This is a genomic window from Micromonospora sp. C31, from assembly GCF_018070575.1.
Classification (GTDB): Bacteria; Actinomycetota; Actinomycetes; order Mycobacteriales; family Micromonosporaceae; genus Micromonospora.
The window spans coordinates 126,206-150,104 of the sequence record NZ_JAGPXN010000016.1 but is presented as its reverse complement, the minus strand read 5'-3'; the positions used below and the strand labels follow the sequence as shown (position 1 = coordinate 150,104).

Here is a 23,899-nt window from a genome sequence, read left to right as displayed (position 1 = left end):
TTGCCACGCTCAAAACCTGGAAGATCCTGGCCAAGCTGCGCTGCTGCCCACGCCGAGCCACCGCGATCGTGCAGGCGATCCTCGTCCTGCACCGCACCGAATCCAACCGCTACGCAGGATGAAAAGGGCTGACTGGCCTACTGACATGTCCGCGGTGCGGACAGCGCTACATCGGCACGTCCGCCAAAGGCCGCACCCGCCGCTACCGCTACTACACCTGCTTCACCCGCACCCGCTACGGCAAGCACGCCACCTGCACCGCACCCCGACTCCCCGCCGACGACCTCGACCACATGATCCTGAAAGCCCTACTCGACTTCTACACCACCGCCGAACCCGTCCTCGCCGCCATGATCCAACGCGCCCACACCCAACACGACACCACCACCGACGACCGACGCGCCGAACTCACCGCCACCGCCCACCAGATCACCAGCACCGAGAACGCGATCGACCGGTATCACACCGCGTTCGAGAACGGCACCATGGACGACGCCACCGCCGGACCCCGCATCCGCGAACTCCGCCAACGACTCGCTCAACTTCAAGCCCGGCACACCGAACTCGACGCCGACCTGACGTCACAACCCGAGCCCCCGCCGCCGGGCACCGTCGCCCGGATCCGCGACCACCTCAGCACCATCATGACCAGCGGCACCGCCACCGAACGCAAAGCCGCCATCGAAGCGCTCATCGCCGAAGTCCAACTCACTGACCAGGGAGTCGTACCCGTGTTCAAGATCCCCACCGACACAACAATGCCCCCGCCCGAAACGGACGGGGGCACCTCAGGAGTACCACCGGTTCGCACAATGGTGCGGTCGGTGGGGCGGGCGGGACTCGAACCCGCGACCGAGGGATTATGAGTCCCCTGCTCTAACCGGCTGAGCTACCGCCCCGTCACCGCGCCGGATCTTATCCCGCCCGGTGGATCACCGGCCAGCACGAGATGGCGCCGTCGCTCATCGGCGTCGCCGGCGTAGCAGCACGATGGGCAACGCGAGGATAACAGTGAGCAGCCACCCCACCGCGACGACGCCCCACAGCCAGCCCTCGTCGCTCTCGGCGGTCTCGGTGATGAACATGCCGAGGGTCAGCAGAGCGTTCGCGCCGCCGATCGCCAGCGCGGCGAGGCCGCTGACGACCATCAGCGGGATCTCCCACCAGGAGCGCTTCGCCGGCTCCCGCCGCTCGGCGCCGGCTGCGGCCCGGGGCTGCGGGATGCGGTCCGGGTCGCGGGCCGGCATGACCACCTGCCGGTCGGCCGGTACCTGGGAGTCGATCACCCGGATCGCGCCGGGGTGCAGGTCGAACATGGTCGGTTCGATCCGCATGGAGATGGCGTCGTCGCCGATGAGCTGCCGGGCGCCGTCGGGCCAGGCGAGCATGAGGGCGCACTCCGCGTACCGGACGGTGAGCGGGCCGCCGTGGCCGAGCCAGCTCACCCCGTCGACGCCGACGTGCAGCTCGCCGTCGCCCTCCTTCTCCTGGTACGCGGTGCCGGCCACCGTGTCGGCCGAGCGGGTGGGGGCCGCGGCGAAGCCGGCCCAGTCGGCGCGGTGTCCCTCGGGCACCATGAGCAGCGCGCCGGCCAGCGCCTCGCGGGCCACCTCGTGCACGTCGTCGACGTCGACGGCCTTCAGCTCGGCGCGGTGCTCGTCGACCGTCAGGTTGCGCTCCCCGGTGAGCACGTTGAAGGCGTACGACGGCAGCCGGGCCGCGTCCACCTCGGCGGTGCCGAGGAAGTCCTCCCGCTTCGCCACGACGGCGTCGAGGTCGGCCTGCTCGATCCGGCCGACCCGCAGCTTGGCGAGCGTGTCGACGAAGCCGCCGAGCACGGCGTCCTGCTTCTCCGGCAGCGCGTCGGCCAGCGCCCGCAGCGTCGCGTGGCCGTCGCCGCGCGGCTCGTAGCCGGCGGTGGTCTGGTAGGAGAGTCCGCCGTCCTGGCGCAGCGCCCGGTACAGCTCGCGCTCCAGCACCCCGGCGAAGACGCTCGCGGCGGTCCGGCGCCGCACGACGGCGTCCAGCACCACCGCCCGCGAGCCGCCGACGAAGTACGCGGGGGTCCGCGGCAGCGCCGACGACGCGGCCGGCACCGGCTGCCGTACGCCCGACGGCAGTGCCAGCCGCAGCCCGGCGGGCACGGACCTCCCGGCGATCCAGAGCACCGCGTTCTCCCGGGTGAACCAGCGGGCCGCCCACTGCCGCAGGTCGTCGGCGGTGAGCGCGCTGAGCCCCCACTCCGGGTAGCTGGTGATGCCGAAGTCGCGGGCGCCGTGCCGCCACAGCGGGATGTCGTCGGTGGCGGCCGTGCCCCGGCTGCTGTGCTCGGTGCGCAGGATCTCCTTCTCCACGTCCAGCCGGCCGGTCGGCAGCTCGCTCAGGTTGGCGCAGACCGAGGTGAGGAAGGTGGCGATGTCCTGCGCGGAGCCCTGCATGTGGAACGTGGTGAACACCGGCGCCGTGGCGCCGTTGACGTGGTAGTCGGCCAGCCCGAGGGGGGCCAGCGCGAGGTGTTCCAGCAGGTGGGTGATGCCGCTGCGGGCGAGCGTCTCGTCGGCGGTGCCGACCCGGAAGGTCAGCCCGGCGCGCATCGGCCCACCGGTGGGGGCGAGCAGCGTGGGCACCCCGTCCACGTCCAGTTCCTGGATCATGACTGCCCACCCTTCGCGTACGCCTTGTCGCGGAACTTCTGGAACTGCTTGGCGGGGTCGCCGATGTAGCCGAACATCGCCTCGTCGCCGAGCGGCCCCATGGCCGCGAACTGCTGCGCCGCCGCCGGGTACTCCTCCAGGAGGCAGAAGGCCATCGCGAAGACGCTGCGCACCCAGACCCAACCCCAGCCGTGCCGGAACCCGGGGTGCCAGACCGACTGCTGCGCCGCCTGGTGGATCTCGTGCCGGACGTGCGCGCCGCGCAGGTGGGCGCCCGCCTCGCTCACGTCGTCGTGGTCGAGCGCCTCCTCCAGGTGGGCCTCGACCACCAGCACCGCGTTCGGTGCGCCGGGCGGGGCGGCGTCGGCACACTCCCGGGCGAAGCCGTGTGCCCGTTCCCAGGTGCCGCTCCACTTCGGGCAGAACTGTTGCAGCAGCGACGCCTGGGCCGGCAGGTGGTGGGGGTGGTGCTTGGCGAGCTGGTCGTAGCGGCGGCGGGCCTCGGCCTGGCCGAGCTCCAGTCCCCGCGCGTTGGTGATCCGCTGCGTCCACGCCGCCGCGTCGTCCGGGTGCCGGGCGGTGACGTCGATCAGCACCTGCTCGGCCCGCCGCAGGTGGGCGTGGAACTGGGCGAACTGCTCCCGGCTGACGTGCTGGGCCCGGTAGGACGATCGGATCCGCCAGCCGGCCCGGATCAGGTGCGACCCGAGCAGGGCGCCGGCGAGCGCGTCGTCGGGCCGCCCGGCCAGCACGTCCCGGAGGAACTCCTCGACGTCCTCGGTCTCGCCGGCCTCGCCGACGAGGAGGGTCCGGCCGTGCGGGTCCTGCCCGTCGACGATCGCGCGCAGGGCCGGCCAGTCGCGGGCCGCGAGGGCCGCGCGCACCTGACCGACCTGGGGGTACGCCGCCGCGGCGTCGAAGTCGGGCGGCGGAATGGTTCCGGGCATGGCGAGGAGCATAAGTGATCTTCAACGGGGCGTGACCCACCGTTCAGCCGGTACGCAGCTCCGACAGGACGGCTCCGGCGGCCCGCCAGCCGCTGGCGAGGGCGCCTTGGATGGAGGGGCTGTCGCGGTGGTCCCCGGCGACGAACAGGCCATCTCCCAGGGCCACCGGCTTGCGCAGCCGGCCCTGCGGCGGGGGCGCGGCGGGCAGCGCGTCGGGGATGGACACCGTGGTCAGGTGGGTCCAGTCCGCCGTGGACCGGCCGTAGAGGCGGGTGAGTTCCGCCCGCACCGTCGGCTCGGGCGGGGCCGACGGGCCCACCACCGAGGTGGCGACCAGGTGCCGACCGGCCGGCGCGTACGTGGGCGCGGCCCTGCTGACCACCACCGTGTTGGCGACGATCTCGCGCCGGTCGCCGTCGAGGAGCAGGATCGGCTCGTCAAGCGGCGGCTCCGGGGTGCTGTGGTAGTAGGTCGTGTAGCTGTGCATGCGTACCGCCGGCAGACCCGGCAGCAGCGTGGCCGCCGCCGGCGGGTCCACGGCGACCACGACGGCGCGGCAGCGGATGTCGCCGGCCTGGGTGCGGACCCGGCCGGGCGCCACCTCGGCGACCGGGGTGTCCAGGTCGATCAGCTCCGCCGGGAGCGGGTCGGCGACGGCGCGGGGCAGCGCGGCCATCCCCTCGGCGGGCAGGCCGATGCGGCCCCGGGCGAAGGAGCGCAGCACCATCGCCAGCACGTGGCTGGAGGTCTCCAGCTCCCGGCCGACGAGGACGCCGGAGAGGAACGGCCGGAGCAGCTCCTCGACGATCGCGTCGGAGAGGCCGGCGCGGCGCAGCGCGGTCTCGGTGGTGGTCTCCTCGGCGGCGAGCAGCCGGGTCTTCGGCAGGGTGGCGCAGCCCGTGGCGAGCGCGGCGAAGCGCAGCCGGTCGAGCAGCGATCCCACGCCGGCCAGCGCGGTGGCGGGGCCGCCGGTCGGTTCGCGCAGCGGGTTCACCAGGCGGGTCAGCCGGTCGCCCTTGCGTACCAGCACACCGGAGGTGAAGTGGCCGAGGCGCAGCCGGTCGACGTCGAGCAGGGTGCCGAGCCGGGGGTACGCCGTGTTGAGCACCTGGAAGCCGCGATCGAGCAGGTAGCCGTCGACCGCGTCGGTGGCGACCCGGCCGCCGAGGCGGGCGGCGGCCTCCAGCAGCCGCCACGGCACGCCCGCGCGGTGCAGCCGCCGGGCCGCGGCGAGCCCTGCCAGGCCGCCGCCGACCACGATCACGTCGGTCTCCGCGAGCATCGCGCGCCTCCCGCTCCTTCGTTCGTCCGGGGCAGCCCGCCCCGGCCACCAGATCGTCGGCCCGGTGTCGCAGCCCGGCGCGCGGGCAGCCGGCAGCGAGCGGACGTTCCCATGAACCGACGCATCGATCGACGCAGCAGGAGTCTAGGTCGACATCGACCATCCTGCCGGGGAAGCGGGCCCCTGGGTGGCGGAAACGCCCACCCGACCCGGGGGCAGGAACGGCGAACGCCCGCCGGCGTGGCCGACGGGCGTCTGGGTGTGGAAGCTCCCCCGTTTGGACTCGAACCAAAAACCTGCCGGTTAACAGCCGGCTGCTCTGCCAATTGAGCTACGGGGGACCGTTGCGTCATCCGGCGCCGATCTCGCTGTGCGCCGTGCGACGAGGACAAGAATACAGGATTCCGGGGGGTGTTGGTCCAGGGGGTTACCTTCGGAGTCGGCGCCCGGGCCACACGATAATAAAACCAGACAAATCGTCATCACGGCACAAGGAGGTATGAGCGGAGAGCAGGATGGGTAGTTAGCTGCCGACAGAGAAGACAGGCGCGATTTGGTCGCCTCCGGCGGGGTAACCCACCGGACGACGGCGCGTCAGGTACGGAAGGAGCCGCCATGCGCGGAAAGATGATGTTCCTTGGCGGGCTGGCTGCGGGATTCGTCCTGGGCGCCCGTGCCGGTCGGGAGAAGTACGAGGAGCTGGTGATCCGGGGCCGCAAGGTGCTCGACCACCCGACCGTCCAGGAGGCGGCCGGTGTCGCGCAGGCCCAGGCGACCCGCCTCTACAGCGAGGGCAAGGACAAGCTCGGCCAGTCGAAGCTGGGTGAGAAGCTGAACACCAACGGCCAGAAGCAGGAGCTGACCGCCGCCGACGACGCGTTCGCCGGCACGCCGGCCACGGTCGGCGCGAAGAACGCCACCGGGTCGTCGAGCACGACCGCGACCCCCGGGTCGACGTCGGCCACGCCCCGTAACAAGCCGTCCGGCTCGGGCACCAACGGCAGCACCCTCTGAGCGCACCTTCGGGCGGGCCGGTCACCTTCGGGTGACCGGCCCGCCCCGCGTGCAAACCCCGACGCGGGCGGCCCGGGTGCGACCGCGTGCGGACCCCGACGCCGGTAGCCCGGATGCGACGCGTGCGGACCCCGACGCCGGTAGCCCGGATGCGACCGGAGCCGGTCAGTCCTTGCTGCTGAAGGCGGCGTCGAAGGCCGCGGCGGGGGCGTCGAAGGCGAGCCGGCGGACGAACTGCAACGCCTCCGGGGCGCCGACGAGGCGATCCATCCCGGCGTCCTCCCACTCGATCGAGATCGGGCCGGCGTAGCCGATCGCGTTCAGGGCCCGGAAGCAGTCCTCCCAGGGCACGTCGCCGTGGCCGGTGGAGACGAAGTCCCAGCCGCGCCGCATGTCCGCCCACGGCAGGTGCGAGGCGAGCCGGCCCCGCCGTCCGTCCCCCGTACGCACCTTCGCGTCCTTGCAGTCGACGTGGTAGATCCGGTCGGCGAAGTCGAAGATGAAGTTCACCGGGTCCAGCTCCTGCCAGACGAAGTGCGACGGGTCCCAGTTCAGCCCGAACGCGGGCCGGTGCCCGACCGCCTCCAGTGCCCGCTTCGTCGTCCAGTAGTCGTACGCGATCTCGCTCGGGTGCACCTCGTGGGCGAAGCGCACCCCCACCTCGTCGAAGACGTCCAGGATCGGGTTCCACCGGTCGGCGAAGTCCTGGTAGCCGCGCTCGATCATCGACGGCGGCACCGGCGGGAACATCGCCAGCGTGTGCCAGATCGACGAGCCGGTGAAGCCGACGACGGTGTCCACCCCCAGCTTCGCCGCCGCCCGCGCGGTGTCCTTGACCTCCTCGGCGGCGCGGCGGCGTACGCCTTCGGGTTCGCCGTCACCCCAGATCCGCGCGGGCAGGATGCCCTGGTGCCGCTCGTCGATCGGATGGTCGCAGACGGCCTGGCCGACCAGGTGGTTGGAGATCGCGAAGACCTTCAGGTTGTGCTTCGCCAGGGTCTCCCGCTTCCGCTCGACGTACGAGTCGTCCGCGAGCGCCCGGTCGACCTCGAAGTGGTCGCCCCAGCAGGCGATCTCCAGCCCGTCGTAGCCCCACTCGGAGGCGAGCCGGCAGACCTCGTCGAACGGAAGATCGGCCCACTGGCCGGTGAAGAGCGTGATGGGTCGCGCCATGGTGCTTCTCCCCTGTGCTGATGGGGATTCCGTGGGTGCGTGACCGGGGCGAGGGTGACCGGCCGGGGCGGTGCGGCGGCGGGCCACGGCGGAGCACCGGTGGGTGCGCGTGCGCACCTGGAACCGGCCGGGTTGCGCCTCCCGCCGGTCACCGGCAACCGCCACGGTCGCCGACCCCACTCTAGGACCGCCGGGGCACCCCACGAAAGCCCTCGTCCTCCCCGCGATCCCGCGGTTGTCCGCCCCGGTCCGCACACCGTGCCGGCGCGGACCACGGGATCGCGGGGAGGAACGCCAGGGTCAGCGGATCAGGGCAGGGTCCACTTCTGGTTGGCACCGGTGTGGCAGGTCCACAGGTGCACGGCCTGACCGTCGGCCGGGTTGTTGCCCGAGACGTCCAGGCACTTGCCGGTCTGCGGGTTCCTCAGCGTCCCGTCCGCCTGCGCCGACCAGTTCTGCGCACCGGTGCCGTTGCACGTCCACAACTGGATCTTCGTGCCGTCGGCTGACGCGCCGCCGGAGATGTCCAGGCACTTGCCCAGCGCCTTCACCGTCGAGTTCGGCGTCACCGTCCACGTCTGCGCGGCGGAGCCGTTGCAGGTCTGGATCTGGATCTGGGTGCCGTCGGCCGTGGCGCCGTTGCGCACGTCCAGGCACTTGCCGGCCAGGCCCCGGATCGGTCCGACGCCGCCGCTGCCACCGGTCCTGACCAGGGTGAAGTCGTCCACGTCGAAGAGCCCCGTGCCCGAGCCGGTGAAGGTCAGGTAGAGGTCCCGGGTGCCGGACGGCACCCCGGACAGGGTGGTCGTGACGTCGGCGAAGGTGTTCCAGCCGCCCGTGTTCGGCACGGCGACCGAGCCGAGCACGGTGCCGGTCGTCGATCCGGTACGCACCTGGAGGGTGCCGCCCGGCCCACCGGAGACGACCCGCGCCCGCAGCGACGTCACCCCGCTCAGGTCGACCCCGGCGTACGCGGCCCAGTCGCCCGGGTCGATGTGCCCGAGGGTCTGGCCACCGTTCGCGCCGGCCTTGGTGAACGGGGCGACCCCGGCCGCCGAGCTGAACGCCTCCGCCTGGACGGTGGTGTTCCCGCCCGGCGGGTTCACGCCGAGTTCCTTGATCCGGATGTTGCGGAACGAGGCGTCGTCGCCGGTGCCGTGGTTCTGCAGCCCGATGTGGCCGGCGAGCGAGCGGGCCGGGTCGGTGTTGGTGAAGTCGTTGATCCGCACGCCGTTCAGGAAGACCTGGAGGCGCTCGCCCTCGACGAGCAGCTCGTAGGTGTTCCACTCCCCCGGCGGGTTCAGCGCCGCGTCCCGGGCGGCGATGTCGGCGGACTTGAAGGTGTAGACGGCCCCGGTGGTGCGGTCGGCCGCGTCGGTGGCGTCGATCTGGACCTCGTAGCCGCTGTTCACCGCCGACCAGGGGTCGCTCGACGGCGGGAAGCCGATGAAGACGCCGGAGTTGTCGTCCCCGGCGAGCCGCCAGTCCAGCTTGAGCGAGTAGTTGGTGAACTGCTTCGCGCTGTACCAGTACAGGCCCATGCCGCCGACCGACGTCAGGGTGGCGTCGGCGTTGCTGAAGCTGCCCGGCCCGGCCTGGGACCAGCCGCTGGTGGAGCCGTTGTAGAGCGCCGTGTAGCCGGTCTCGGGCCGGCAGTCGGCCTTGGCCCGGCCGGCCGCGTACCGGATGCCGCCGAGCAGGTGGGCGCGGAAGGCCGGCTCGGCGTACGACGCCTGGGTGTGCCCGCCGCCGGTGTAGAAGGAGCGGCCCCCGCTGTAGGTCTTGCACCAGGAGTGCGGGTGGTCGGCCCCCATCGAACCGCCCGTGTAGGACGACTCGTCGAGGGTGGCCAGCACCCGGGCGGTGGAGCGGGCGTTGGTCTGGTAGTTGTACCACTCGTCGGTGCGGGTCCAGGTCTGCGGCAGGTGCGCGGTCGCCGCGTGCGCCCGGTTCTCCGCCTTGACGTTCGCCTGCTGGATGTGCGGGTGTGAGGCGAAGTACGCCCCGACCAGGTTGCCGTAGAACGACCAGCCGTACTCGGTGTCGGCGGCGGCGTGCACGCCGACGAAGCCGCCGCCCGCGCCGATGTACGACTCGAAGGCGCTCTGCTGGGCGCCGTCGAGCACGTCGCCGGTGGTGTTGAGGAAGACCACCGCCTCGTAGCGGGACAGGTTGGCGGTGGTGAACTGGGTGGCGTCCTCGGTGGCGGTGACGGTGAAGTTGTTGGCGGCGCCGAGGTCGCGGATCGCCTGGGTGCCGACCGCGATCGAGTCGTGCCGGAAGCCGGCCGTCTTGGAGAAGACCAGCACGTCGTACGGGGCGTCGGCGGCGCTGGCCGAAGGGGCCGAGGTTGCCGGGGTGGTGCAGGCGAGGACGGCGAGGACGGCGGTGGCCGCGCCGAGCAGGGGTCGGAGGAGTCTGGGCATGTCGCTCTCCCAACGAGGTGTAAGGAAGGGCCCCCTGTTAACGCCTGGTGTATAGGAAGGGGCCCTTCCTTCAGATCAGGGCAGGGCCCACTTCTGGTTGGCGCCGGTGTGGCAGGTCCACAGGTGCACGGGCTGACCGTCGGCGGCGGTGTTGCCGGAGACGTCCAGGCACTTGCCGGTCTGCGGGTTCTTCAGGGTGCCGTCCGCCTGGGCGGACCAGTTCTGCGCGCCCGTGCCGTTGCAGCCGTACAGCTGGATCTTCGTGCCGTCGGCGGACCCGCCGCCGGAGATGTCCAGGCACTTGCCCAGCGCCTTCACGGTCGAGTTCGGCGTCACCGTCCACGTCTGCGCGGCGGTGCCGTTGCAGCCGTGGATCTGGATCTGGGTGCCGTCGGCCGTGGCCGCGTTGCGTACGTCCAGGCACTTGCCGCCGAGCCCGACGACGGGGCCGGTGCGGACCGCCGCGCCGGTGGTGAAGGCGAACGTGTCCACGTCGTAGAGCGCGCCGGTGCCCGTGCCGGCGAACGTGAGGTAGAGCGTGCCGGTGCTGGCCGGTGCCCCGGAGATGCTGCCGCTGACCGTGGTGAACGTGTCCCAGGCGCCGGTGACCGGGACGGTCGCGGAGCCGAGCACGGTGCCGGTGGGCGAACCGGCCCGCACCTGGAGGGTGCCGCCGGCGCCGGCCGAGGAGACCCGGGCGCTGAACGAGGTCGCGTTGTCGATGCGGTACGGCTCGAACGCGATCCAGTCGCCGTTGTGGATGTCGCCGACGGTCCTGCCGCCCTCGGCGGTGGCCTTGTCGAAGGTCCCGACGCCGGAGGAGGTCTTGAAGTGCTCCGCCTGACGCTTGCGCGGCTGGAGGGTGTGCTGCTTGTGCGTGGTCAGCCCGCCGGCGTCGGTGTACTCGGCGTCGAAGATGGCGAAGATGTTCGCCGCGTCGTCGTGTTCGCCGTCGACCGGGATGGTGATCGAGCCCGAGCAGCCGTTCTTCGAGGTGATCTGGTGGCCGTGGTTGTCGTGGCCCAGCACGTACGTCATCTTGACCTTGGTGCAGTCGATGGCGCCGTCCTCCGGGTCGGTCACGGTGATGCTGAACGGCACGGTGTCGCCGTAGCTGAACAGTCGGCCGTTGGCCGGGCTGTTGATGGTGACCGTGGGCGCGGTGTTGCCGACGCCGATCTGCACGTTCGCCGTGCCGGTGGCGCCCTGGGGGTCGCGTACGGTCAGCGTGACCCGGTAGGTGCCGTTGGCGGTGTACGTCTTGCTGGGGTTGGCCGCCGTCGAGCTGGTGCCGTCGCCGAAGGCCCAGGAGTACGTCAGGGCGCCGCCCTCCGGGTCGGTCGACCCGGCCGAGGAGAAGTTCACGGTCAGCGGGGCCGTGCCGGAGGTCTTGTCGGCCGCGGCGACGGCGGTCGGGGCCCGGTTGCCGCCGGCGATGTAGTCGTAGCGGTAGAGCGCCGAGTTGGCGTCGCCGTTGAAGTAGCCGGTGCCGTAGTCGAGGATGTAGAGCGCCCCCTCGGGCCCGAACGCCATGTCCATGATCTGCTTGCCGTTCCACGGGAACGTGTCGATGCCGCCCGGGGAGCCGTCGGCGTTGAGGTGGATCGGCTTGACCCAGCCCCGGCCGAGTTCGCCGGCGAAGAACTGCCCGTCGAAGGACTGCGGGAACTTGGTGGTGGAGTTCAGCGCGGCGTCGTAGCGGTAGACGGGGCCGGCCATCGGCGACTCGGAGCCGCCGCCGAACTCGGGCGGGGTGCCGGCGTCGCCGGCGTACCGGATCCAGGCCGGCTTGGCCCCGGGCAGGGTGGGCAGGCCGGTGTTGCGGAACGAGTTGTTGGTCGGCCCACCGGAGCAGTTGAACTTCGCCCCGGCGGTTCCGGCGGCGAAGTCCCACTCGGCGTACGTCTCGGTGGCGGTGTTGGTGCCGGTGCAGTACGGCCAGCCGTAGTTGCCGGGACCGGTGACCCGGTTGAACTCGACCTGGCCGCTCGGGCCCCGGGCGCCGGTGGTGCCGGCGTCCGGGCCGTAGTCGCCGACGTAGACGATGCCGGTGGCCCGGTCGACGCTCATCCGGAACGGGTTGCGGAAGCCCATCGCGTAGATCTCGGGGCGGGTCCGCGTGTCCGAGTCGACGAACATGTTGCCGGCCGGGATCGAGTACGTGCCGTTGGCGTTCACCTTGATCCGCAGGATCTTGCCGCGCAGGTCGTTGGTGTTGGCCGCGGTGCGCTGCGCGTCGTACGCGGGGTTGCGGTTGGTGCGCTCGTCGATGGGCGCGTACCCGGCCGAGTCAAACGGGTTGGTGTCGTCGCCGGTGGAGAGGTAGAGGTTGCCGGCGGCGTCGAAGTCGATGTCGCCGCCGACGTGGCAGCAGATGCCCCGGTCGGCGGGCACGTCGAGGATGTCGACCCTGCTGCCGGTGTTCATCGTGAAGTCGGCGTTCAGGGTGAACCGGGAGAGCCGGTTGACGCCCTGCCAGGCCGAGAAGTCGCTGCCGGTCGCCGGGGCGTCGCCGGACGGGGTGGCCAGCGGCGGGGCGTAGTAGAGGTAGATGTGCCGGTTGGTGGCGAAGCCCGGGTCGGCCGCGATGCCCTGCAACCCCTCCTCGTCGTGGGTGTAGACCGGCACGGTGCCGATCACGGAGGTGGTGCCGGCGGAGTCCGTACGGCGGACGGTGCCGTTGCGGGCGGTGTGCAGGACCGACCGGTCCGGCAGCACCGTGATCGTCATGGGCTCGCCGACCTCCGCGACGCCCTTGGCGAGGGTGACCTGCTGGAAGTCGGTGCCGACGATGGGGTGGGCCTGGGCCGGGGTGGGGCCGCCCAGCGCGGCCGGGCCGGTGCCGAGGGCGACCGTGCCGGCGGTGGCGGCCAGGAGCAGCGCCGAGGCGGCGCAGAGCCGTCGTCGGAGCCGGTGGGTGGGGGCGTCCTGGGTGGACATGGGTGTGCCGTCCCTTCCTGACGAGTGACTGCCAGGGCGGGCGCGCGCCGTCGCGCCGGATGCCGTAGCGGGGGGGGTGCTCGGCCTGCCGGGTGCCGTGCCCGGCCGGCCGTGACCTGGGAGCGACGGGGCGGACCCGGTCGGTCGGAGGTCACCAGTCGATGGGTTCCCGCGCCGCCGGTCCGCCTCGACGAAACAGATTCGTGATGGGCCCGACATTAAGCGGCGCACATCGATGTGTCCATACCTTCCGCCGAATCGGCGCTAACTTTTGTCGATCTCGCCGAAAGTCGCGGCCGGTACGGGACGACTCAGCGGGGGCGGTCGACGGCCCGGGCGGCGAGTTCGGTCAGGGCGGCCCGGGCCTCGGCGGTCACCGGGGCCGACGACAGGGCCGCCAGCGCGGCCTCGGCCCGTACCCGGATCATTCCCTCGATCCGCGCGCGGGCCCCGGTGCCCTCGATGATCTTCCGCAGCTCGGCGGCGCCGTCGCCGTCCAGCGCCGGATTGCCGAACAGCTCCCGCAGCCGCGCGGCCTGTGCCCGGTCCGCGGCGCCGCGGGCCAGCGCCATCATCACCGTCGGCTTGCCCTCCCGCAGGTCGTCCAGGACCGACTTGCCGGTGACCGTCGGGTCGCCGAAGATCCCCAGCACGTCGTCGCGCAACTGGAACGCGTCGCCCAGCGGGTCGCCGAACTCGGCCAGCGCGGCGACCCGCTCCGGCCCGGCCCCGGCCAGCGTCGCGCCGATCTGCAACGGCCGGGTGACCGTGTAGCGGGCCGCCTTCATCCGGACCACGGTCAACGCGCTCGCCACCGAACCGTCGCCCACCCCCGAGACCAGGTCCAGGTACTCCCCCGCGATGACCTCGGTACGCATCAACGCGAAGACCGCGTACCCCCGGTGCACCCGGCCCACGTCCAGGCCACACTCGTGGAACATCTGATCCGACCAGGCGGCGCAGAGGTCGCCGCAGAGCAGCGCGGTGTCGCGCCCGTACGCCTCGGGGTCGCCGCGCCAGGACGAGCGGGCGTGCAGGTCGGCGAAGAGCCGGTGCACCGACGGTCCGCCCCGGCGACGGTCGCTGCCGTCGAGGATGTCGTCGTGGATCAGCGCGAACGCGTGGAACAGCTCCAGCGCGGCGGCGGCCGCCACGATCGGCGCGCCGTCGGCGCCGCCCGCGCCCCGCCAGCCCCAGTAGCAGAAGAGCGGGCGCAGCCGCTTGCCGGCCAGCACGAACCGGTGCAGCGCGGTGAAGACGCCCCGGGGCGCACCGTCCGGCCAGTCCCGGCCCTGCCGGTCGAGGAACGCGGCGAGCGCCGCGTCGAAGCGGGCCCGCAGCCCGCTCGTGTCGGTCGGGGCGACGGCGACGGTCACGGCCCCTCCCCCGTTCGCCCGGTCGCCGCCGGGGCGGACGGCACGGCCGGCGGCGGCCCGCCCCGGCGCGGCGGCGCGACCGCGTCGGAGGCCGGCGACGCCAGCCCCGCCAGCTCCAGCAGCAGCGCCTTGACCTCGGTCGCGGCGACCCGCCCCCGGGCGGCGGACGCATCGGAGCAGAGCAGCACCGGCCCGTCGGCCGGGTCGGCGGGCAGCCGCCCGTGCGACCCCCTGACCGCCCGGGCACCGGCGTCCAGCCCCACCACGCTCATCAGGTAGCGCATCCCGAGCTTCCTGCGGGCCAGCGCCACGGCGGCCCGCCGCTTCGCCGCCGACGGTGCGGCCGGGTCGAAGAAGAGTTCGGCGGGGTCGTAACCCGGCTTGCGATGGATCTCCACCAGCCGGGCGAAGTCGGGCGCGCGGGCGTCGTCGAGCCAGTAGTAGTAGGTGAACCAGGCGTCCGGCTCGGCGACGAGGACCAGCTCCCCGGCGCGTGGGTGGTCCAGCCCGTACGCGGCCCGCCCGTCGGCGTCGAGCACCTCGGCCACCCCCGGCAGCCCGGCGCAGAGCGCCGCCACCGCCGGCACGTCGGCCGGGTCGCGGACGTAGACGTGCGCCACCTGGTGGTCGGCCACCGCGAAGGCCCGCGAGGTCCACGGGTCGAGATACTCCATGCCGGCCTGGGTGTGCACCCGCAGCAGCCCCTCGGCGCGCAGCGCCCGGTTGACGTCGACCGGGCGGGACACGTCGGTGATGCCGTACTCGGAGAGCACCACCACGGTGGCGTCCCGGGCGCGGGCGGCGTCCAGCAGCGGCCCGAGCACCTCGTCCAGCTCGGCCGCCGCCACGGCCGCCCGGGGCGACGAGGGGCCGTGGCGTTGCAGGTCGTAGTCGAGGTGCGGGACGTACACCAGCGTCAGGTCCGGGGACTGTTCGGCGAGGATCAGCTCGGCGGCCCGGCAGATCCACGCCGACGACGCCAGCCCGGCGCCCGGCCCCCAGTAGCTGAACAGCGGGAAGGTGCCGAGCCGGTCGGTCAGGGCGTCGTGCAGCTCCGGCGGGTCCGTGTAGCAGTCCGGCTCCTTGCGCCCGTCCGCGCGGTAGACGGGGCGGGGGGTGACCGTCCAGTCCACGTCGGCCCCCATCGCGTACCACCAGCAGACGTTGGCGACCGTCCAGCCCGGCTCGACCCGGCGGGCCGCCTGCCACAGCTTCTCCCCGCCGACCAGGGCGTGGTGCTGCCGCCAGAGCAGCACCTCGCCGAGGTCGCGGAAGTACCACCCGTTGCCGACGATGCCGTGCCCGGCCGGGAGCGCCCCGGTGAGGAAGGTCGACTGCACGGGGCAGGTCAGCGCGGGCAGCACCGTGCCCAGCTCGGCGCGGAAGCCGGCGTCGGCGACCGCGCGCAGCCGGGGCATGTGCGCCAGCAGGCGGGGGGTCAGCCCCACCACGTCCAGCACCACCAGCCGCCGGCTCACGCCGGCACCCCGCTGTCGTGCCGGTCATCCGCCGGCGCGAGACTGAGGGCGACCAGCTCCGCGCGGGCGAAGGCCAGCTCCGCGGCGATGCCGACGGCCAGCTCCGCGTCGGTGCGCGGGCGCCGCGCGGCCGGCAGCACCCCCCAGGTGTACGTCTCGACGTCCAGGTGGTCGCAGCCCGGCGCGGGCCCGGCGTAGAGCGCGGCCAGCGCGGCGCGCAACACCGGCAGGGTGGAGCCCAGCGGCGGCTCGGGCGGGGCGTGCAGCGGCACGTGGTAGTGCACCCGCCACGGCCCGGGCAGCCGCGCGTCCAGGGCGGCGTCCAGGTCGTCGGCGGCGTGGGCCGGGTGGGCCGGGTCCGCCGCGCCCGCGCAGCCGGCGGCGCGGGTCTGGTGCAGGAAGCGCGGCTCCACCCAGCGGCGCAGCGCCGACGTGGCCCCGGCGGGCGCCTCGATGGCGGCCGAGACCTGCACCTTCACCACCGGCAGGCCGGCCGTACGCAGCCGGCGCAGCGCGTCGGCGGGCTCCTCCCACGCGCAGGCGAGGTGGGCGAGGTCCAGGCAGACGCCGATCCGGTCGCTGTCCACGCCGGACAGGGCCGCGACGGCCTGCCCGGTGCTCTCCACCACGCAGCCGGGCTCCGGCTCGAAGCCGACCCGCACCGGCCGGCCGGTCTGCCGCTCGACGGCCGCCAGACCGGCCGCCAGCTCGTCGAGCCGTCGGCGGGCGGCGTCCGCGCGGGCGGCGTCCCAGGGCTGCCGCCAGGCCAGCGGCAGGGTGGAGACCGAACCCCGGGCCGCGTCGTCGGGCAGCAGGTCGGCGAGCACCCGGGCCAGGTCCAGGGTGTACGCGAGCCGCGCGGGGGTGGTCCAGTCCGGGCGGTAGACGTCGCCCTTGACCACGGGCGCCTGGAAGGCCGCGTACGGGAAGCCGTTGAGGGTGACCACCTCCAGCCCCCGGACGGTCAGCTCGGCGCGCAGCCGGCGACGGGCGGCCGGGTCGGCGGCCAGCTCGGCGGCGACCGGGGCGGCCAGCCACAGCCCGAGGCCGAGCAGGTCGGCGCCGAGCGCCTCGCGTACGGGCACGGCGTGGGTGTCCAACTGGCGCAGGATGCCGGCGAGGTCCTCGGCGGGGTGCACGTTGGTGCAGTAGCCGAGGTGGACGGTGCCGCCGCCGGGGTGCCGCAGCCGCATCAGCTGCCGCCGCGCAGGATCGAGTTGCCGGCCCACGTGCCCGTCCCGGCGTCGACGGCGGCGTCCAGGTCCGTCAGGTCGAGCCGCCCCGACTGGCCGTAGAACTCGACCGGGTTGCGCCACAGCACCCGGTCCACGTCGTCGGCGGTGAAGCCGGCCAGCAGCATCGCCTCGCCGGTGGCCCGGGTCAGCAGCGGGTCGGAGCGTCCCCAGTCGGCCGCCGAGTTGACCAGCATCCGCTCCGTCCCGTACGCCCGCAGCAGCTCCACCATGCGCGGCGGCGACATTTTGGTGTCGGGATAGATGGAGAAGCCCAGCCAGCAGCCGGTGTCGCGGACCAGCCCCACCGTCACCTCATTGAGGTGGTCGAGCACCACCCGGCCCGGACCGATCCCCGACTCGGCCACCACCGCGAGGCTGCGCTCGACGCCGCGTGCCTTGTCCCGGTGCGGGGTGTGCACCAGCGCCGGCAGGTCGTGCGCCACGGCCAGGGCGAGCTGGGCGGCGAAAGCCTCGTCCTCCTGCGGGGTCATCGAGTCGTAGCCGATCTCGCCGACCGCCACCACGGCGTCCTTCTCCAGGTAGCGCGGCAGCAGGTCGAGCACCGGGCGGCAGCGCGGGTCGTTGGCCTCCTTCGGGTTCAGTGCGACCGTGGCGTGGTGCCGCACGCCGAACTGCCCGGCCCGGAACGGCTCCCAGCCGATCAGCGAGTCGAAGTAGTCGGCGAAGGAGGCGGGGCTGGTGCGGGGCTGCCCGAGCCAGAACGCCGGTTCCACCACCGCCCGGACGCCGGCGGCGGCCATCCGCTCGTAGTCGTCGGTGGTCCGCGAGGTCATGTGGATGTGCGGGTCGAAGATGCGCATCACGCCTCCTGGTTCGCGCGCAGCCGGGTGAGCAGGTCGGTCGCGTCCGCCGGCAGGCCGCGCCCGGCGGCGTGCCGCTCGGCGGCCAGCGCCCCGAGCATCGCGGCGAGTTCGCCGTCGGCGCGGGCGTCGAGGTCGTGCACCACAGCCAGCGGCACCCCGGTGAAGACGCACTTGAGCACCGCCTGCCGCCAGGCGGCCGGGTCGAGGTGCCGGGCGTACGGGCCGAGGGCGGCGGTCAGCAGCCGGGTGTCGTTGGTGCGGATCGCGTCGTGCAGCAGCGGCACCCCCGCCGCGCCGATTGGCAGCAGCGGCAGGGCCTTGAGCACGGCCCGCTTCTCGGCGGCGTCGCCGTGGCGGTAGCGGGACTCCGCGTGCGCGGCGTGGTCGGCCGGCAGCGCGGCCAGCAGCAGGGCCCGGACCGCCTCGTCGGCGCTCCAGCCGGGTGCGGCGGGCAGCGGCGCCCGGCCGCAGCGCCGCCCGGCGGCCGGGAACGACCGGTCGATGGCCGCCGGCTCGGCCGCCACCCGGCGCAGCGCCGCGTCGAGCCAGTCAGGATCGGGTACGCCCCGCAGCGCGGCCCGCAGTGCATCCGGTGTCATCCCGTCTCCTCTCTCGTGCCTCCGCCGTGGCCGGCGTCACCGTCGCGCCGATTGCCTCCCGGTCGCACCCGGTTGCGGTCGCGCCGCTTTCCTCTCGGCGGCGCGCAGGAAGTCGAGCGAGCGGGCCGCGACGGCGGGGGCGGCGTGCGAGTGCCGGGGCAGTTCCACGGCGATCAGGCCCCGGTAGCCGACGTCGCCCAGGGCGCGCAGCACGGGCGGGAAGTCGATTTCGCCGGCGCCGAACTCCAGGTGTTCGTGCACACCCCGGCGCATGTCGTCGATCTGCACGTTGACCAGGTGCGCGGCCACCTCGCGCACGCACTCGGGGACCGGCCGGGGCTCCAGGCAGCGGCAGTGTCCGATGTCGAGGGTGATGCCGAGGCGGGCCGGGTCGCCGAGCGCGGCGCGCAGCCGGTGCCAGCCGGCGATGTCCTCGACCAGCATGCCCGGCTCCGGTTCGAAGCCGAGAGTCGTCCCGGCCGCCTCGGCGGCGTCGAGCACCGTCGCGCAGCCGGCGACCAGCCGGTCCCAGGCGGTCACCGGCGCGACCGTGGCGGGGCGTACGCCGGACCAGAGGGAGACGGCCTGCGCGCCCAGGTCGGCGCCGATGCGTACGGCCCGGCGCAGGAAGTCGATCCGCCGCGCCGGGTCGTCGTGCAGCAGCGTCGGGGCGTGCTTGTGCCACGGGTCGAGCAGGTAGCGGGCGCCGGTCTCGACGACCACGGCGAGGTCGAGCGCCGCGAGCCGGCGGGCGACGGCGGCCACCCGCCGGGCCAGCGCGGGCGCGAACGGGTCGAGGTGGTCGTGGTCCAGGGTGAGCGCGACGCCCTGGTAGCCCAGGTCGGCGACGACGGCGAGCGCGTCGGTCAGCCGGTGGTTGGCGAACCCGTTGGTCCCGTAGCCGAACCGCAGGCCGTCGCGGTCCGGGTGGGCCGCGTCGGTGCCGGCGCGTGCGGGCGCGGGCGCGTCCGGGGCGGCGGCCGGGCCCCGGCGGTCCGGTGCGGGGGTCGGTGGGGTCCTCACGTCGGGGAGATCTTCCGCGCCAGGTGGCCACCGAGCGGCGCGGCCGCCGCCACCGCCAGGCCCAGCAGCCCGGCCCCGGCGCGGGCGGCGAGGGCGCCCTGCAACGCGGGCAGCCCGGTGATCCCCGCTCCCACCGCCGCCCGCACCGGGCCGGGCCGGGGGTCGGCCGCCGCCCGGGCCTGGGCGGCGCCGTACCGGGCCGCGTACCAGCCGGCCAGCAGCGCCGGCAGCGCGACCGCGACGCCGGGGCCCGGGCGGAGGACGCGGTCCGGCACGTCGGTGGGCCTCGCGCGGGCGACGACCCGGGGCCGGGCGCGGACCGGGCGCGGCGGCACTCCGGCGCTCGCGGCGACCAGGGCGGTGCCGGCGAGGGTACGCAGCGGCAGCGCGGCGTCGGCGCCGGTGACCTCCCGTCGGGAGAGCGCGGTGACCGTCCAGGTGTGCGCGGCGACGGTGGCCGCCGCCGGTACCGCCGTGCGCACCCGGCCGCCCGTCGCGCCCAGCAGCACGTCCAGCCCTCGGCAGGCGGCCATCACGGCCGGCCCGGCGGGGGTCGACTTCGCCGCCAGGTCGTACCCCCAGACGGCGGCGGCGAGCGGGACGGCGACCGCCGCGGCGCGCCTGCCCCCGGCGGCGGTGGCCAGCGCGACGCCGGCGGCGGTGAGCCCGGCGGCGAGGCCGAGCGCGACCCCGGGGGCGACCCGGCCGCTGGGGATGGGCCGCTCGGGGCGTTCGACGGCGTCCAGCCGGCGGTCGGCCCAGTCGTTGGCCGCCATCCCCGCCCAGTAGAGCAGGACGGACGCGGCGGCCAGCGCGGGCGTACGCCGCCCGAGCGTGCCGGCTGCCGCCGCCCCGGCGACGACGTCCCCGGGCACCGACAGCGCGGCCGGCGCCCGGACCAGCTCGGCGAGGTCAGCGAGGCGCGGCATCGGTGCCCCCCGCGTGCAGCCGGCGGGTGAACCCGCACAGCCGGGTCCACTGCTCGGCGAGCGAGTGGGTGGACGCGCCGAGCGGGTCCTTGAAGAAGAAGGCGAGGTCGGTGAGGGGGCCGGTGTGGCCGGCGGCGTGCGCGGCGGCGGTGAGCCGGGCCAGGTCCAGCACGAGGGGTGCGGCCAGGGCCGAGTCGCAGCCGTGCCAGGTGAACTCCATCCGCATCCCGGTGCCGAGGAACCCGGCGAAGGTGACCAGGTCCCACGCGGTCTTGAAGTCGCCCAACGCCTCGACGTACTCGATGCGGGTGCCGCCCTGCGGGACGTGGCCGAGGGTCTCGCCGAGCACCCGTTGCTTGCTCTCCACCTTGGCCGCGTTGGCCGCCGGGTCGGCGAGGGTGGCGCCGTCGCCGCCGCCGAGCAGGTTGACCCCGGACCAGGAGCGCACCGCTAGGTGCCGCATCGCGAACATCGGCGCGAGCACGGACTTGACCAGGGTCTCCCCCGTCTTGCCGTCGTGCCCGGCGTAGGGGATCCCGCACTCGGCGGCCAGCGCCGCCAGGGCCGGCAGCCGCAGCCCGGTGGACGGGGTGAAGTCGACGTACGGGCAGCCGGCGCGCACCGCCGCGTACGCGTAGAGGGAGCTGGGCGGCAGCACCTCGTCGCCACCGGCGAGCGCGGCGGCCAGCGCGCCCGGGTCGGCGTGCCCCGGATGCGGGCGGGCGGCCGGTTCGGTGGCCGAGACGTTGACCACCACCACCCGGTCCAGCCCGTGCCGGCGGCGGAAGTCGGTGAGGTCCCGTACGACCGCGGCGGCCCGTTCCGCCTGGCTGCCGCCGGCAGGGGCCGGGCGCAGCTCGTCCTCGACGGCGGCCAGTTCGTCGGGGAGGGCGGTGACCAGTCGGCCGGGCAGCACGCCGGCGGTGGCCAGGGCCTCGGCCCGCTTCGTCAGCGGGGTGGTGACGACGTCGTGCCCGCCGAAGACCAGGTCGGTGAAGGCCGGCAGGGCGGGCCCGCGCAGGTCGGGCAGCTCGGTGACGCAGCCGGTCGGGCCGGTGAGCCCGGACCGCAGGGCGAGCGCCCCCACGATGCTGGTGGTCGCGACCGAGCCGCGCGCCCCCACCAGCCAGACACCCGTACGCATGGTGCTCCTTCCCGATCAGGAGGAACCAGCCGTGCATTGAGTTATATAGATATCAGAAGTTTGTTCAGAAAGATATGCATCTATGCAGATGGGCCCCGTCCGCCGGCCGCCCCGGGAGGAGCCCACCGGTCCGGTGTCGACGTCGGCGGCGACGACCCGGCCCGGATCCCGGTGCGGGCGCGGACGGACGGGGCTGGCAGGCAGGGCCGGTCGGCGTCCCGTCCCTGCCTCCCCCGCACCCGCCGGTCGGGACGACGGCGCGCACCGACCGGACGTCGTGGGGTGACACCCCCGGCGGCGTCGCCGGGTGGTGACGGTCCTCCGGTGCGACCGGGGAATCCCGGTCCGGCCGCACCGGACGACCGTTCTGCTCGTGCCCACCGGACCACCGGCCCGGTGGGCACACCCTCCGGCGCCGACCTCGTCCCGGCCGCGGGGCGCAACCGCGGCCGGTCCCTCGCCGGTCGGCACCGGAGGCGGATCAGGCGGCGACCGTGGCCAGCGCCGGCTCCACCTCGGTCCACGAGGAGCCCAGCTCCGCCGACCGGGTCACCGCGTCCAGCACGAGCTGCACCTGCAACCCGTCGACGAAGGAGGGGGCCGGGTCGACGCCGGTGGCGACCGCCTCGACGAAGTCCCGCGCCTGGTGGGTGAAGGAGTGCTCGTAGCCGATGAGGTGCCCCGGCGGCCACCACGCGGACATGTACGGATGCTCCCCCTCGGTCACCAGGATGCGACCGAACCCCTGCTCGGCGGCGGGCCGCGTCGCGTCGTAGAACTCCAGCTCGTTGAGGCGCTCCAGGTCGAAGGCCACCGTGCCCAGCGAGCCGTTGATCTCCACCCGGAGGGCGTTCTTGCGGCCCGTGGCGAAGCGGCTCGCCTCGTACGTGGCCAGCACCCCGCCCTCGAGCCGGGCCACGAAGACCGCCGCGTCGTCGACGGTGACCGGCCCGGTGGCCGGGCGGTGACCGTCGGAGCCGTTGGCGTCGGCCGCCGCCAGCCCGTCCACCGTCACCCCCGTCCCGTCCACCGTCGCCGCCAGTCCGCTCGACCCGGCCGGCAGTGGCCGTTCCCTGACGAACGTCTCGGTGATCGCGCTGACCCCGGTGATCCGCCGGCCCGTGACGTACTGGGTCAGGTCGATGATGTGCGCGCCGATGTCGCCGAGCGCGCCGGAGCCGGCCCGGTCCCGCTGCAACCGCCAGACCAGGGGAAACTGCGGGTCCACGATCCAGTCCTGCAGGTACGTCGCCCGGACGTGCCGGATCACCCCGAGCCGCCCGTCGGCGACGAGCCGGCGCATCATCGCCACCGCCGGCACCCGTCGGTAGTTGAACCCGCACATCGACCGCACCCCCGCGGCCTGCGCGGTGACCGCCGCGGCGGCCATCGCCCGGGCCTCGGAGATCGTGTTGGCCAACGGCTTCTCGCACAGCACGTGCTTGCCGGCGGCCAACGCGGCGAGGGCGATCTCGGCGTGGCTGTCGCCCGGTGTGCAGACGTCGACCACGTCGATGTCGTCGGAGGCGATCAGCTCCCGCCAGTCGGTCGTGTACGCGTCCCAGCCCAGCCGGCCGGCGGCGTCGGCCACCTTCGCGGCGTCCCGGCCGCAGATCAACGCCATCCGGGCCCGCGCCGGCAGGTCGAACACCCGGTTCACGGTGCGCCACGCCTGCGAGTGTGCGGCGCCCATGAACGCGTAGCCGACCATGCCGACCCGCAGTTCTCTGTCTGTCGTGGACAAGGTGGGTCTCCCCCCGTGTGTCAGAACCCGAGCTTGAGGTAGTCGCCCGCGTTCTCCTTGGTGATCGTCTCCGAGGCGAGGATGATCTCCTTGGGTACCTGAAGTTCCACCAGGTCGGACATGCCCCTGCCCTGGCCGATCAGCCGGGCCAGCGAGACGGCCGAGGAGGCCATCGAAGGGCTGTAGGTCACGGTGGCCTTCAGCACCGTGTTGTCCGCCTGGATGTCCTCCATCGCCTTCTTCGAGCCGGCGCCGCCGACCATGAAGAACTCCTTGCGGCCACTCTGGTTCACCGCGGCCAGCACGCCGATGCCCTGGTCGTCGTCGTGGTTCCAGAGCGCGTCGATCTTCGGCAGCGCCTGGAGCAGCTGCGCCGCCTCCTGCTGCCCCGAGTCGGCCGTGAAGCGGGCCGCCCGACGGTTGGCGACCTTGAAGCCGCTCGCCGTCAGGGTGTCGGCGAAGCCCTTCGACCGCTCCTGGGTCAGCTCCAGCTCGTCCATGCCGGCGATCTCGCCGATCACCGGGTTGCTGACGCCCTTGGCCTTGAACTGCTCGATCATGTAGGTGGCGGCGGCCACCCCCATGCCGTAGTTGTCGCCCTTGATCTGGAGCCGGTAGGCCCGCGCGTCGGGGAAGGCCCGGTCCAGGTTGACCACCGGCACGCCGGCCTTCATCGCCTCCAGGCCGAACGCGTTGAGTTCCTTGCCGTCGTGCGGCAGCAACACGATCACGTCCGGCTTCTGCGAGATCAGCGTGGACAGCGCCGCCCGCTGGGCCGCCGCGTCCGCGCCGGCCTCGACCGACTTGAACTCCACGTCGGAGTACGTCCCGGCCTGCGCCTTGGCGTTGTTGGTGATGGCGGCGATCCAGCCGTGGTCCGCGGCCGGGGCGGAGAAGCCGATGACGACGCGCTTGCCGGGCTCGCTGTTGCCGCCCGGCGCACCCGCCGCCTTGGTCTGCGCCTCGGTCGGCTGGCTCTCGTTGCTGGTGCAGCCGGCGAGCAGCACGCCGGCGCCGACGGCGGCCCCGCCGAAGAGCAGTCGACGGCGTGACATGTCGCGACTGTGCTGGGTCATGACGACCTCCTGGGTTGACGGTGGTGGTGGAGGAA

General features: G+C 73.8%; 18 protein-coding genes, 2 tRNA genes and 2 pseudogenes. 3 read left to right on the top strand and 19 right to left on the bottom strand.

Features of this window, described 5'->3' with window-relative positions; all coding sequences use genetic code 11:
* Positions 1-122: pseudogene (locus KBX06_RS20920) on the top strand (IS5/IS1182 family transposase); the annotation flags it as partial.
* Positions 123-128: 6 nt separating this feature from the next.
* Positions 129-299, top strand: a pseudogene (locus KBX06_RS28730) (zinc ribbon domain-containing protein); the annotation flags it as partial.
* A 9-nt stretch (positions 300-308) separates the two neighbouring features.
* Here the strand turns inward: KBX06_RS28730 and KBX06_RS20910 are convergent.
* From KBX06_RS20910 to KBX06_RS20885, 6 genes are all read right to left on the bottom strand, one after another.
* Entirely contained in the window at positions 309-548 is a 240-nt protein-coding gene (locus KBX06_RS20910; RefSeq protein ID WP_210837674.1) for a hypothetical protein, read from the bottom strand.
* Positions 549-825: 277 nt separating this feature from the next.
* Positions 826-899 (bottom strand) — tRNA-Ile (locus KBX06_RS20905).
* Between the two features lie 63 nt (positions 900-962).
* A complete protein-coding gene (locus KBX06_RS20900) occupies positions 963-2,654 on the bottom strand; it encodes a pitrilysin family protein (protein WP_210837672.1) in 1,692 nt (563 codons plus the stop codon).
* Positions 2,651-3,601, bottom strand: coding sequence for a hypothetical protein (locus KBX06_RS20895; RefSeq protein WP_210837670.1), 951 nt, complete (start codon positions 3,599-3,601; stop codon positions 2,651-2,653). The genes KBX06_RS20900 and KBX06_RS20895 overlap by 4 nt, the downstream gene beginning before the upstream one ends.
* A 43-nt stretch (positions 3,602-3,644) precedes the next feature.
* The gene (locus KBX06_RS20890) at positions 3,645-4,883 is read right to left on the bottom strand and encodes an NAD(P)/FAD-dependent oxidoreductase (RefSeq protein ID WP_210837668.1); all 1,239 of its coding nucleotides are present in this window, start codon (positions 4,881-4,883) and stop codon (positions 3,645-3,647) included.
* A gap of 268 nt (positions 4,884-5,151) precedes the next feature.
* Positions 5,152-5,224, bottom strand: a tRNA-Asn gene (locus KBX06_RS20885).
* A 274-nt stretch (positions 5,225-5,498) separates the two neighbouring features.
* Between KBX06_RS20885 and KBX06_RS20880 the strand changes: the two genes are divergently transcribed.
* On the top strand, positions 5,499-5,897 hold the full coding sequence (locus tag KBX06_RS20880; RefSeq protein ID WP_210837666.1) for a hypothetical protein: 399 nt from the start codon (positions 5,499-5,501) through the stop codon (positions 5,895-5,897).
* A 165-nt stretch (positions 5,898-6,062) separates the two neighbouring features.
* On the opposite strand, the gene KBX06_RS20875 is transcribed toward KBX06_RS20880, so the two are convergent.
* The 13 genes from KBX06_RS20875 to KBX06_RS20815 form a co-directional block, all read right to left on the bottom strand.
* A complete protein-coding gene (locus tag KBX06_RS20875) occupies positions 6,063-7,070 on the bottom strand; it encodes a sugar phosphate isomerase/epimerase (protein ID WP_210837664.1) in 1,008 nt (335 codons plus the stop codon).
* Between the two features lie 308 nt (positions 7,071-7,378).
* Positions 7,379-9,496: a ThuA domain-containing protein gene (locus KBX06_RS20870; RefSeq protein WP_210837662.1), complete on the bottom strand. Its 2,118-nt coding sequence runs from the start codon at positions 9,494-9,496 to the stop codon at positions 7,379-7,381.
* 75 nt (positions 9,497-9,571) lie between these two features.
* Entirely contained in the window at positions 9,572-12,436 is a 2,865-nt protein-coding gene (locus KBX06_RS20865; protein ID WP_210837660.1) for a PQQ-dependent sugar dehydrogenase, read from the bottom strand.
* A 311-nt stretch (positions 12,437-12,747) separates the two neighbouring features.
* The gene (locus tag KBX06_RS20860) at positions 12,748-13,812 is read right to left on the bottom strand and encodes a polyprenyl synthetase family protein (protein WP_210837658.1); all 1,065 of its coding nucleotides are present in this window, start codon (positions 13,810-13,812) and stop codon (positions 12,748-12,750) included.
* Entirely contained in the window at positions 13,809-15,290 is a 1,482-nt protein-coding gene (locus KBX06_RS20855) for an alkaline phosphatase family protein (RefSeq protein WP_307854702.1), read from the bottom strand. The genes KBX06_RS20860 and KBX06_RS20855 overlap by 4 nt, the downstream gene beginning before the upstream one ends.
* Complete coding sequence (eboE, locus tag KBX06_RS20850) at positions 15,287-16,483, bottom strand: metabolite traffic protein EboE (protein WP_210837656.1); 1,197 nt, start codon at positions 16,481-16,483, stop codon at positions 15,287-15,289. The genes KBX06_RS20855 and eboE overlap by 4 nt, the downstream gene beginning before the upstream one ends.
* A complete protein-coding gene (locus KBX06_RS20845) occupies positions 16,483-17,346 on the bottom strand; it encodes a TatD family hydrolase (RefSeq protein WP_210837653.1) in 864 nt (287 codons plus the stop codon). The genes eboE and KBX06_RS20845 overlap by 1 nt, the downstream gene beginning before the upstream one ends.
* Positions 17,346-17,948: an EboA domain-containing protein gene (locus tag KBX06_RS20840; protein ID WP_210837651.1), complete on the bottom strand. Its 603-nt coding sequence runs from the start codon at positions 17,946-17,948 to the stop codon at positions 17,346-17,348. The genes KBX06_RS20845 and KBX06_RS20840 overlap by 1 nt, the downstream gene beginning before the upstream one ends.
* A gap of 36 nt (positions 17,949-17,984) precedes the next feature.
* Positions 17,985-18,971 (bottom strand): sugar phosphate isomerase/epimerase family protein, encoded by a 987-nt coding sequence (locus KBX06_RS20835; RefSeq protein WP_374225661.1) that lies wholly within the window; start codon positions 18,969-18,971, stop codon positions 17,985-17,987.
* Positions 18,968-19,900 (bottom strand): SCO3242 family prenyltransferase, encoded by a 933-nt coding sequence (locus KBX06_RS20830; protein WP_210837649.1) that lies wholly within the window; start codon positions 19,898-19,900, stop codon positions 18,968-18,970. The genes KBX06_RS20835 and KBX06_RS20830 overlap by 4 nt, the downstream gene beginning before the upstream one ends.
* Entirely contained in the window at positions 19,884-21,044 is a 1,161-nt protein-coding gene (locus KBX06_RS20825) for an inositol-3-phosphate synthase (protein ID WP_210837647.1), read from the bottom strand. Before KBX06_RS20825 ends, KBX06_RS20830 begins: the two co-directional genes overlap by 17 nt.
* A gap of 481 nt (positions 21,045-21,525) precedes the next feature.
* A complete protein-coding gene (locus KBX06_RS20820) occupies positions 21,526-22,755 on the bottom strand; it encodes a Gfo/Idh/MocA family protein (RefSeq protein WP_210837711.1) in 1,230 nt (409 codons plus the stop codon).
* Positions 22,756-22,808: 53 nt separating this feature from the next.
* Entirely contained in the window at positions 22,809-23,864 is a 1,056-nt protein-coding gene (locus tag KBX06_RS20815; protein WP_210837645.1) for a substrate-binding domain-containing protein, read from the bottom strand.
* Between the last annotated feature and the right edge of the window lie 35 nt (positions 23,865-23,899).

Excerpts from the sequence above, each read along its gene's own strand:
- KBX06_RS20900 (WP_210837672.1), bottom strand. The coding sequence starts at position 2,654 with ATGATCCAGGAACTGGACGTGGACGGGGTGCCCACGCTGCTCGCCCCC.
- KBX06_RS20895 (WP_210837670.1), bottom strand. The coding sequence starts at position 3,601 with ATGCCCGGAACCATTCCGCCGCCCGACTTCGACGCCGCGGCGGCGTAC.
- KBX06_RS20890 (WP_210837668.1), bottom strand. The coding sequence starts at position 4,883 with ATGCTCGCGGAGACCGACGTGATCGTGGTCGGCGGCGGCCTGGCAGGG.
- KBX06_RS20880 (WP_210837666.1), top strand. The coding sequence starts at position 5,499 with ATGCGCGGAAAGATGATGTTCCTTGGCGGGCTGGCTGCGGGATTCGTC.
- KBX06_RS20875 (WP_210837664.1), bottom strand. The coding sequence starts at position 7,070 with ATGGCGCGACCCATCACGCTCTTCACCGGCCAGTGGGCCGATCTTCCG.
- KBX06_RS20870 (WP_210837662.1), bottom strand. The coding sequence starts at position 9,496 with ATGCCCAGACTCCTCCGACCCCTGCTCGGCGCGGCCACCGCCGTCCTC.
- KBX06_RS20865 (WP_210837660.1), bottom strand. The coding sequence starts at position 12,436 with ATGTCCACCCAGGACGCCCCCACCCACCGGCTCCGACGACGGCTCTGC.
- eboE (WP_210837656.1), bottom strand. The coding sequence starts at position 16,483 with ATGCGGCTGCGGCACCCCGGCGGCGGCACCGTCCACCTCGGCTACTGC.
- KBX06_RS20845 (WP_210837653.1), bottom strand. The coding sequence starts at position 17,346 with ATGCGCATCTTCGACCCGCACATCCACATGACCTCGCGGACCACCGAC.
- KBX06_RS20840 (WP_210837651.1), bottom strand. The coding sequence starts at position 17,948 with ATGACACCGGATGCACTGCGGGCCGCGCTGCGGGGCGTACCCGATCCT.
- KBX06_RS20830 (WP_210837649.1), bottom strand. The coding sequence starts at position 19,900 with ATGCCGCGCCTCGCTGACCTCGCCGAGCTGGTCCGGGCGCCGGCCGCG.
- KBX06_RS20825 (WP_210837647.1), bottom strand. The coding sequence starts at position 21,044 with ATGCGTACGGGTGTCTGGCTGGTGGGGGCGCGCGGCTCGGTCGCGACC.
- KBX06_RS20820 (WP_210837711.1), bottom strand. The coding sequence starts at position 22,755 with ATGGTCGGCTACGCGTTCATGGGCGCCGCACACTCGCAGGCGTGGCGC.
- KBX06_RS20815 (WP_210837645.1), bottom strand. The coding sequence starts at position 23,864 with ATGACCCAGCACAGTCGCGACATGTCACGCCGTCGACTGCTCTTCGGC.